Genomic DNA, 2,863 nt, shown 5'->3' with positions numbered 1-2,863 from the left:
CCCACCGCCGGCACGCCGACTCCGCCGGGCGCAGCATCGTCCATCGCCACGCCTGCAGCGGCGGCCGGTCCTCCACCCGCCAGCCCTCCGGCGTCCGAGCCCACCTTGCGCCACGACGACACGGCGGCTGGCGAAGCGGCCACGGGAAGCCCGGCGGCTGCACCGAGCGATCTGCTTCGTGAGCACATCGTCTCGCCGGCACCGACGACCGAACGGCTGCAGTCGATCCAGCGCATGGTCGCCGACCAGTTGGGCGATGCGCTGCCGCCCGACTTCTCGGCGAGCGTGTTGCAGTCCATCCCGGTGCAAGCCGGCGGACTCTATCCGATCTCCGATGTCTGGTACATCGACGCCGGCCTGGACACGCCCGATCGGCTGCGCATCCACATCGCGCAGTTCGCGCGCGAGATCGCCGGGGAGGCAGGCCTGGACGAGTACATCGAGGATCGCGCCGATGGCATCGGGTTTGCGTGCCGCGCCCGCGGCCAAGCCCCGTCGCCGCTCGGCCGCGCGGTGCTGACGCTCCTCACTTCGCTGACGGGTCAGCCCGTCGCCGAAGCGGGCCTGGACGGCGCGCAGCTCGCCGCCGACCTGCCGACCCTGTTGCACGGCCAGAGCCAAGGCCATGGCAGCGGCGCAAGGCGCTTGAGCGACACCGCGTTGGTCAAGCTCTTTCGGCTGCTCCGCTTGGCCCGGCGTCTGCTGGACCTGGAAGCCGGCACCACGGCGCCCGGGACGTGAGCGAGGGAGGTCGCATGTCCACATCGCATCCGCTCAACCAGGCCGTGATCGCCCAGGCGCTGTATGACCTTCGCAACGGCCAACTGTGCCGCTGCAAGGCCATGGGCTTCGGCGAGGCCGAGCTGGATGCGCTCAAGCACCCCGCGCTGATCAGCGTGCTGGCCAACGCCAGCGTCTCGTGGTGCTCGGTCACGGTCAACCGCGAAGTGCTGCAGCGCCTGCTCAACCAGGCACAGGACGTGGAGAAGGAAATCGCCACGGTCGATCGCATGCTGCGGCTGGGGGCCAGCACGGAGATGGTCAGCCGCTTCTATGGCCTGACCCATCAGGAAGTCGCCCTGCGGCGGGAGATCCTCGGCCTGCCCAAGCGCAAGGGGCGCCACCCCGTCCTGGACGAGACCCAGGACACCGAACTGTGGCGGCAATGGAAAGCCGTGACCAGCAGCAGGAACGTCGATCTGGAGGACGAGACCTCGATTCTCGATGCGGCCATGGACCTGGCCGAGGGTATGTCACTGCCGCTCTCGGTGGTCTGGGCCGCGATCAGGAACTGGGTCGATCAGGGATTGGGCTAGGCCATGGCCGTGGACGACACCGCCCCACGAGCCCCGCGTCAAGGCCCCGTCGCACTCGCCGACCTGTTCGACGCTGCGCTGAAGGACCTCACGCCCAAGCCACATCCCAGCGCGCCAGCGCCCATGGCAGTGCCCACGCCTGCCGCGTCCGGCGACGCCTTCCTGTTCAGTGGCAATCGGCACGAGAGCGTGCCGCGGCGGCTGTTCCTCGACCGCCGCCTGACACCGCTGGAGCGCAACGCCTGGCAGGTGTTCCGGCTGATGCTCAACGACGACGGCGTCACGGCGTTCCCGACCTATGAGCAGTTGCGCCCCTGGCTGGCGTCCATGCCCTGCGCGGGACAAGCCTCCCACGAGACCGTCGCGCGGGCGCTGACGCTGCTGCGCCTGACGCGCTGGCTGAGCCTCGTGCGACGACGGCGCGACCCCAAGACCGGCCGCATCCTCGGAAACCTCTACGTCCTGCATGACGAACCCCTGACACCGTTCGAGGCCATGCAGCTCGACGCCGACTACCTGGCCCTGGTCAGCCAGTCGCTGGGGCATGCGGCCAAGGCCGTTCAGGTGGTGGGACTCAACACCCTCCAGGAGATCGCGGACGACCCGATGTTGTCCGGACGCACCTTGCCGTCGCGGCTGCAAGTGCTCGCCGAGCGCCTGGCCGACCAGGGCATCACCGCCACTCAAAGTTATCCACAGGAGGATGCGATCCACGATTCCGAAGAAGGGCCCGCGAGCCTTCTTCGGAATGGCGAACGCCCCTCTTCGGAATCCGAAGCAGGGCCGAAACCCGCGCCAGACGGCGCTCTTCGGAATCCGAAGCAGGACCGTACAGTACGTAGTAGTCGTATTAATGAAGTACGTACTACCGCGCAGGCGCGTGCGCTGGGCGACCTGCAATGGCCCAAGCGCTTCGCGGAACTGAAGGCGGAACAGCAGGCCGGAGCCAGGATGGCGTTGCAGCAGGTGGACGCTGCCCTGGGGCAGGCCGTGCTGGACGAATGGGCCGCACGGTGCGGCAAGCATGGCATCCGCAACCCCGCCGGTTATCTGTTCGGCATCATCCAGCGCGCCATGCGCGGCGAGTTCAATGCGTGGGCCAAGCAGACCGGCCCGGCACCGCCAACACCATCGGCGGCGCGAGCGCCACCAACCGAGCCGCCGCGCAACGTCGTGCCGCCCGAGGTGGCCCGGCAGCACATCGAGCGCCTGCGCGATCTGCTGCGCAAATCCTGAGCACAGGGCTTGTCAAAGCCGTGAAGTAGATCTCCATGGCGGTCGGCAGAAACGGTCCCCTGGGGACGGCTGTGCGGTGAAGCGCCGGGCGACGGCGCGACATGCTGCGCAAAACCTGAGTAGAGCGCATGCAAGACCATGAAGCAGACCTCCATGGCGCTCAACGGAACGGTCCCCTGGGGACGGCTGCGCGGCGAAGGATCGTGTCGAACGGCAGCGCGACGTGCGGTGCAGCACGCATACCGTCAACAACCGAGGACGGGAACGCCGATGTGAGTGCCCATCTGCGGAGCGGTCCCCAGGGGACCGTT

Annotated in this window: 2 protein-coding genes and 1 pseudogene; all 3 read left to right on the top strand. The window is 68.3% G+C overall.

The annotated features are described in order from the left end of the window. Positions 1–741 (top strand): annotated as a pseudogene (locus QZ709_RS18050) (hypothetical protein); the annotation flags it as partial. A 14-nt stretch (positions 742–755) separates the two neighbouring features. Continuing rightward, entirely contained in the window at positions 756–1,316 is a 561-nt protein-coding gene (locus QZ709_RS18045) for a DUF2857 domain-containing protein (RefSeq protein ID WP_294638857.1), read from the top strand. Positions 1,317–1,319: 3 nt separating this feature from the next. Continuing rightward, complete coding sequence (locus tag QZ709_RS18040) at positions 1,320–2,552, top strand: STY4528 family pathogenicity island replication protein (protein ID WP_294638855.1); 1,233 nt, start codon at positions 1,320–1,322, stop codon at positions 2,550–2,552. The last annotated feature ends 311 nt before the right edge of the window (positions 2,553–2,863 follow it).

The organism is uncultured Aquabacterium sp. (assembly GCF_913773725.1).
Classification (GTDB): domain Bacteria; phylum Pseudomonadota; class Gammaproteobacteria; order Burkholderiales; family Burkholderiaceae_C; genus Aquabacterium.
This window is presented reverse-complemented; position numbering and strand designations above follow the sequence as displayed.

Excerpts from the sequence above, each read along its gene's own strand:
- QZ709_RS18045 (WP_294638857.1), top strand. The coding sequence starts at position 756 with ATGTCCACATCGCATCCGCTCAACCAGGCCGTGATCGCCCAGGCGCTG.
- QZ709_RS18040 (WP_294638855.1), top strand. The coding sequence starts at position 1,320 with ATGGCCGTGGACGACACCGCCCCACGAGCCCCGCGTCAAGGCCCCGTC.